The sequence below is a fragment of the Paenibacillus sp. FW126-R14 genome (assembly GCF_058789495.1).
The window spans coordinates 1-5,962 of the sequence record NZ_JBYTBS010000118.1 but is presented as its reverse complement, the minus strand read 5'-3'; the positions used below and the strand labels follow the sequence as shown (position 1 = coordinate 5,962).

At 47.8% G+C, this 5,962-nt stretch carries 6 protein-coding genes and 4 tRNA genes; 8 read left to right on the top strand and 2 right to left on the bottom strand.

Annotated features, from left to right (window positions below; genetic code table 11):
• Window positions 1-88 precede the first annotated feature (88 nt).
• Both AC3WRW_RS32810 and AC3WRW_RS32805 read left to right on the top strand, forming a co-directional pair.
• Window positions 89-161 (top strand) — tRNA-Lys (locus AC3WRW_RS32810).
• A gap of 20 nt (window positions 162-181) precedes the next feature.
• Window positions 182-269 (top strand) — tRNA-Leu (locus AC3WRW_RS32805).
• A 152-nt stretch (window positions 270-421) separates the two neighbouring features.
• On the opposite strand, the gene AC3WRW_RS32800 is transcribed toward AC3WRW_RS32805, so the two are convergent.
• Together AC3WRW_RS32800 and AC3WRW_RS32795 are read right to left on the bottom strand one after the other, a co-directional pair.
• Complete coding sequence (locus AC3WRW_RS32800; RefSeq protein ID WP_492550407.1) at window positions 422-1,405, bottom strand: ABC transporter substrate-binding protein; 984 nt, start codon at window positions 1,403-1,405, stop codon at window positions 422-424.
• A 128-nt stretch (window positions 1,406-1,533) separates the two neighbouring features.
• Window positions 1,534-3,180, bottom strand: coding sequence for an AraC family transcriptional regulator (locus AC3WRW_RS32795; protein ID WP_492550406.1), 1,647 nt, complete (start codon window positions 3,178-3,180; stop codon window positions 1,534-1,536).
• Window positions 3,181-3,484: 304 nt separating this feature from the next.
• Between AC3WRW_RS32795 and AC3WRW_RS32790 the strand changes: the two genes are divergently transcribed.
• The 6 genes from AC3WRW_RS32790 to AC3WRW_RS32765 all read left to right on the top strand — a co-directional run bounded on the left by AC3WRW_RS32790 (window position 3,485) and on the right by AC3WRW_RS32765 (window position 5,962).
• Entirely contained in the window at window positions 3,485-3,736 is a 252-nt protein-coding gene (locus tag AC3WRW_RS32790) for a DUF1450 domain-containing protein (protein WP_492550405.1), read from the top strand.
• A 118-nt stretch (window positions 3,737-3,854) separates the two neighbouring features.
• A complete protein-coding gene (locus AC3WRW_RS32785; RefSeq protein ID WP_492550404.1) occupies window positions 3,855-4,364 on the top strand; it encodes a ferritin in 510 nt (169 codons plus the stop codon).
• Window positions 4,365-4,540: 176 nt separating this feature from the next.
• On the top strand, window positions 4,541-4,996 hold the full coding sequence (locus tag AC3WRW_RS32780) for an SH3 domain-containing protein (RefSeq protein WP_492550403.1): 456 nt from the start codon (window positions 4,541-4,543) through the stop codon (window positions 4,994-4,996).
• Between the two features lie 13 nt (window positions 4,997-5,009).
• On the top strand, window positions 5,010-5,708 hold the full coding sequence (locus tag AC3WRW_RS32775) for an AIM24 family protein (RefSeq protein ID WP_492550402.1): 699 nt from the start codon (window positions 5,010-5,012) through the stop codon (window positions 5,706-5,708).
• Window positions 5,709-5,810: 102 nt separating this feature from the next.
• A tRNA-Gly gene (locus AC3WRW_RS32770) sits at window positions 5,811-5,885 on the top strand.
• A 3-nt stretch (window positions 5,886-5,888) separates the two neighbouring features.
• Window positions 5,889-5,962, top strand: a tRNA-Arg gene (locus AC3WRW_RS32765).

The window sequence follows — 5,962 nt, the reverse complement described above, 5'->3', positions numbered from 1 at the left end:
CCGTGGTGTAGAGGCCTAACATGCCTGCCTGTCACGCAGGAGACCGCGGGTTCGAATCCCGTCGGCTCCGCCATTTTTTATGCAGTATGAGTCATTAGCTCAGTTGGTAGAGCACCTGACTTTTAATCAGGGTGTCGTAGGTTCGAATCCTACATGACTCACTTTTTTAGTTTCACTTCATGCGGTCATGGCGGAATTGGCAGACGCGCACGGTTCAGGTCCGTGTGGGCTAACCCCCCGTGGAGGTTCGAGTCCTCTTGACCGCACCATATCTAAAATCATGGTCTTCAGTTAAATCTGAAGGCTTTTTTATTATTTTCGACAAAATTGTCCACTCAAAAAATGAATCTATATAAAAATACCGGTTGAATTCGTCGCAAACGACAATCCAACCGGATCACTTTAACGTTCTGAGAGATCGTTATTTTACGATTACATTTAGGACATCGTCGATTTTTTTGGTATTAGCGATCGCTCCGCTAGCCATCCAGTAGTTGCTTGGCATCTCGAACACATGGCCGTTCTTGACGGCGGGGAGATTTTTCCACAGTGGGCTGTTCTCATACTCGTTCATTAGCGACCTCGAATCCTTCCCCTGCACCAGCACGAAAATATAATCAGCGTTCAATTCAGGCAATTTCTCCAGTGACAGAGCCTGAGCGCGGCTCCAAGACCATTCTTTAACGAGCTTATGCGGCGTTAAGCCGAGATCGGAGTAGAGCACCAGTCCGCTATAAAAAGAGCCGTCCATCAGTTGGATTTCTTTTGGTTTCGCGCGAATGACGGCGAACGTCTTGTTATCCACATAAGGTTTTAGCTTTTCTTTAGCTTCCTTGACTTTGTTGTCATAATCATGAATGGCCTGTTCGGCTTTGTTGGACGTCCCGGTCATGGTGCCGATCAACTCTAGCGTCTGCTTCCAGGCGACGGTTGCGTCATCAAACACGTAGGTTGGAGCGATTGCGGAATACTGCTTGTAGGTTTCTTCGTTCGCCATATTCGTCGTGTACAGCACGATTAAGTCGGGATTAGCCGCAAGAAGCGCTTCCTTGTTTAGTCCACCTGTAAAATCGAGCTTGGGAACATTTTGAAGATCCGGTTCCAGATAATCCTGTACCAGATCCCCGTAAGACCATTTTGCAACAGGCTTGATGCCGAGCGTTATTAGGGCATCTTCCAAATATGGAGCGACAATCCGCTTGGGAATGGATGAAAGCTGGATCGAACCCATCGTATGCTTGAAATCGCGCTTCTCGGGAACGGTGCCAGTACCTGCGCCGGGCGATGCTAGGACATTTTCAGTCGCAGGAGCTGCGCTATTAATGGTAGGGTTCGAACCACATCCGCTCAGCAGTATACTCATTGCGAATGAAGCCAAAATAAAGACTGAAGTGGATCGGGACATGTATGGCATAGTGCCTCCTCAAATAATTTTGATTATCATTATCAATGGATAGTATTCTATCATCCTATTATTAAGGATAACAGAGCGAAATGTGTGGTGTTGAGAAGGCGGATTGTGCGATTAGAAGCTTAGTGCTTCTTGGCGAACAATTGCTGAGCATGCCCGAGGACAAGCTCATGAGCGAATGGAGAATATTCCAACCAAGGCGTTTCGTCGATATGATGGATTTGTCCGCTTTGAACGGCCCGTATGGTTTTCCAAGCAGTCTCTTTTTGCAGCTGCGCCCATGCCAATTGCGAAGCCTTGTCCCGATCTACGACCATTAGAAGATGGTCAGTGTCGTGAAGCCGCGAAAGATCGGACGCGGACAGGACACGGAATACCGGAATATCGATTGTATCGCATGCCGGCTTGAGACGAAGATCGTCATAGAGTACGGCGCCTCCGTTGCGTCTGCCGTAAATGATTAACTCACCCAACATTAAGTGCACCAGCGTGACAGTTTCGTCGCCGATTAACTGGTGAACAGCCGCTCCCGCTTCGTCAGCCTTGCGCTCATATTCGTCGATCCAGCGTTCGACTTCTTTCGCCTTGCCGACTATCACGGCGATTTGCCGGAACTGTTCCCGCCAATGGTTGTTCATCCATGGGACTACAAAAGTTGGTGCGATTTTGTTGAGCTGCTCATTAATCTCCGGGGGAGTGATTTCGTCGCACAGAATAATCTCGGGTTTGGCCTGGGCCAGGCTCTGCATGTTATGCCTCCATAATTCAGCGGGCATTACTTTACGGCGCAGCAGATGAACCGGAATTAAATCATGGTAATGACTGCGGTGATATTCGCGTTCACGATCGACCGGTGCGGCGTAAGGAACAATATTCAGCGCTAACAAATGAGCCGCATAATGATAGCTGACGGTTGCGATCTTCTCGTGCTTGCGAGCGGCAAAAACAGAGGGGGGCATACCAACCGCTTCCCTGAATTTACGCCGGAAATGAGAGTCGTCGCCATACCCGACCTTGAGCGCCACATCGCGTGACGCGACGCCTTTGCGCAGCAATTCCTTGGCGTGTTCGATACGAATATCGGAGAGGTAGCGATGGGGGCTATGGCCTGTTGTTGCTTTAAATAAATGGGAGAAATACCATGGGCTCACGCAGGCGATTCCGGCTAGTTCATTACGGGTCAGCGGTTCGGCATAACGGCGTTCCATTTCCCGGATTGTCCGCCAGATGGCATTCCGGGAATCGTTATCATGCTCGTCCTTTGCTTGACCTATGTCCATAAGCCGATAAACAAGCTCGTAAAACGAGACCAGGCTGCTTTGTTTGCGCAGCTCTGCGGGGAGCTCGCGGCTGTCCTTCATTAGAGCAGCCAGACGATACAGCTCGCGGAAATACGGCTTTGGAATCTCGACACCGCAATTGAACACATGGGCCGACATTTGGAAGATGCGGTCTTCTTTAATGCGGGCGCGCTCCGACAGCGCTTCAAATGTTATGCAGAAGCCATCGGGATAGACGGCTCCGTTCATTTCGAAATCAAGCAGCGTACCCGGGGGGATAAGGAAACAGCGGTCACGCTCCAGCGCATAACGCTGTTTGTCCGCAATCACAGTACATTTGCCTTTGGCAGCAAGCAGCAAAATATATGTTTCCGCGAAAGCGGGGCCGGCAGCCTTCTCCATGCACGAGACCATCGGTTCTATATCGATAAAACGGAAGAGGACATTTTCGTCGGTATCTTCAGTGAGCTGTTTGTGTTGTAAAGTCATTCAATCATCCCCTTTGTAGATTTCAACTTAATTGATAATAATTATCATTGATTGTAATGGAAATCGTATTCCGCATCAAACCCAAAATTTTGCGGTGAGATTGTGTCCATGCCAATAGGATGTCTTGTTGGACGAATGCCCTTCAAATTCAACTCATTGCATCACAAAGAGCTTCATCAGTTCCTTTTAGAAGGAGTAGGGAAGCTTTCTTGGTACAACCATCTTCATTTTTCAGTTGACATTGATTATTATTATCACTAATATCAGGATAGGCGGCAGATATGAGCGGTGGAGGTTGGACGGCATGAAGACGATTAAATACTGCTGTAGAAACGAAAAATTCGGATCTAAACAAATATACAAGTCATTGAAAAACGAATACCCGGACCTGAAGCAGAAAAAGAAGGATTGCTTAGGCAATTGCAAACATTGCAAGAAAGAATGCATCGCCATGATCGGCAAAAAGGAGCTGTTATGCGCCTCTTCGCCTGATTTACTATATGCCCAGCTCAAACAGATTATTGCTGAATCCAGGGCTGAAACCGTAATGGCTTAGACGTTAATTTTAATAAAAATTATGACTTCCGTTTGTATTTGTATGTGAAGTTCTGGTAATCTTGTATGTATGGGGAATACGCAATATATAACCATACAGAAGGGATGTGCAGCACATCATGTTAAAAGAGGAACTAACGGAAGCGCTCAACGATCAGATGAACTATGAATTTTACTCTGCGCACGTCTATTTGGCGATTGCTGGTTATTGTGCGGCAGAAAGCTTGGATGGGTTCTCGAACTTTTTCATCGTGCAAGCGGAGGAAGAGAAGTTCCATGCCATGAAGATTTTTAAATTTTTGAATGACCGCGGCAAAAAGGTTTCCTTCGCCGGCATGGATACGCCAGTGAATGAATACAAATCGATCCTGGACGCGTTTGAGCATGCTTATTTGCACGAACAGGAAGTTACAAGACGTATTTACCATCTGTCAGATTTGGCCCTCAACGACCGTGAGCATGCCACTATGCAGTTCTTGAAATGGTTCATTGATGAGCAGGTAGAGGAAGAAGCGATGTTCGACAGCATTATCAATAAGCTGAAACGAATCGACAAAGACAGCAATGCCTTCTTCATGTTGGATGCTGAGTTTGCGCAGCGTACGTTCACTCCACCGGCTGGGGAATAATTACATACGATATCTTAGTGCAAAAACTTACTTTTTTCGTGATTTAATCGCGAAGGGTAAGTTTTTTCTTTTTGCCTATGAATTTTGCGTTATCCGGTTCAAGTCTTAGGAGTGGTGAAGGGGTGATTTTTGCGGTAAAATAGAAGAAAATGTCGGGCTGACGGGAGGGAAGGCGGATGCGGGCACGTCATATTTCTGCGATTAGTCATGCGCTCGGCGTTCTGGTCATTGTGATAGGATTCATGTTCCCTATCTCTGCAGCCCATGCCTCCTGGCTTGATAGAGTGAAAGAAATTTATCAGCTCCCGGAGAATATGCAGCAAATTCAGCAAGATTACGAGGCAACGAAACAGCAATTAGAAGAGCAAAAGGACAAGCTTTCGGAAACGATTCGGCATTCGCAGGAAACGGAAGCAAAGCTCCTTCAACAAAACGAGACGCTTCAAAAGGAAAACCAGCTTCTGCAAGAGCGCTTAAAGTCTATGGAGCAAGTGGCGCTGGATAAAGAGAAGCGAAATCGGAAAATTACGAATATGATTATCACAGCTGTGGTGCTTGTCGTGCTTTATTTTATACTTGGACGAGTGTTCAGGTATGTGGTCTGGCGGAGACAAAAGCGTCATATGAGATAGGAGGGGGAGTAGCATGGAGGTCGTTTTCGAATCTGCAAGCTCACTGGCAAAGATGGCCAAGCTGCGCATCGAGCAGGACGAAGCCGTTCATGTGCTGCATCCGAATCAGATCGTGGCCTTTCAGGGGAGATCCGAGCAGCGGGAGGACTCCTTGATGAAGCTGCCCAGCATGTACCGCAAAAAGCGTTTCATACAGTCGCGTGTACGCGGTCCCGCCCAGCTCATGCTCGGGCTGCCCGAAGGCTTCAGCATGTCTGTGGTGCCCATTGGCGCTGACGATGATCTTTTGTATGAGTTTCGCCACGTACTGTTTTATACCGAGGGTGTCAGCTTCACTTCTCACCTGCAAAATGTTAAAAATACGCTCATTACGCAAGACCTTGTCAAAATGCAGTTCAAGGGACCGGGGACGCTAGGACTTCTGACCGCTGGCCCGGTGTATCAAATGACGCTGGATCCGAAGCAGCCCTTATATGTGGATATTAGCTGCCTTATTGCGTACCCGCGCAATGCCGAGCTGCGCCTGTGCGTGTACGGCAACACGTTAGCCAGTCAGCATATGAATTATCATTGGGAAATGACGGGACACGGGCATGTGCTGCTGCAGCCTTGCAAGCCGGATGCCAAGCTGGATGAGCATATGAAAAACGACAGCTTATTGCGGCGAATTGCCAGAGAAGTGATTCCGTTTGGCGGTGTTTTTATAAAATAATGATTGGTAACAAAAAACATTTGCATTTGTTCTGAAATCCTGATATATTATTCCTTGTCGCCTCTGAGAAAAGTTGATGAAGCGACAAGCAAGACATACCGTGCGGAAGTGGCTCAGCGGTAGAGCATCGCCTTGCCAAGGCGAGGGTCGCGGGTTCGATCCCCGTCTTCCGCTCCATAAGCGCCCTTAGCTCAGCTGGATAGAGTATTTGACTACGAATCAAAAGGTCGGGAGTTCGAATCTCTCAGGGCGCG

What these genes read in the sequence shown, in the direction of transcription:
- AC3WRW_RS32795 (WP_492550406.1), bottom strand. Translation starts at nt 3,180, where the DNA reads ATGACTTTACAACACAAACAGCTCACTGAAGATACCGACGAAAATGTC.
- AC3WRW_RS32800 (WP_492550407.1), bottom strand. Translation starts at nt 1,405, where the DNA reads ATGTCCCGATCCACTTCAGTCTTTATTTTGGCTTCATTCGCAATGAGT.
- AC3WRW_RS32790 (WP_492550405.1), top strand. Translation starts at nt 3,485, where the DNA reads ATGAAGACGATTAAATACTGCTGTAGAAACGAAAAATTCGGATCTAAA.
- AC3WRW_RS32785 (WP_492550404.1), top strand. Translation starts at nt 3,855, where the DNA reads ATGTTAAAAGAGGAACTAACGGAAGCGCTCAACGATCAGATGAACTAT.
- AC3WRW_RS32775 (WP_492550402.1), top strand. Translation starts at nt 5,010, where the DNA reads ATGGAGGTCGTTTTCGAATCTGCAAGCTCACTGGCAAAGATGGCCAAG.
- AC3WRW_RS32780 (WP_492550403.1), top strand. Translation starts at nt 4,541, where the DNA reads ATGCGGGCACGTCATATTTCTGCGATTAGTCATGCGCTCGGCGTTCTG.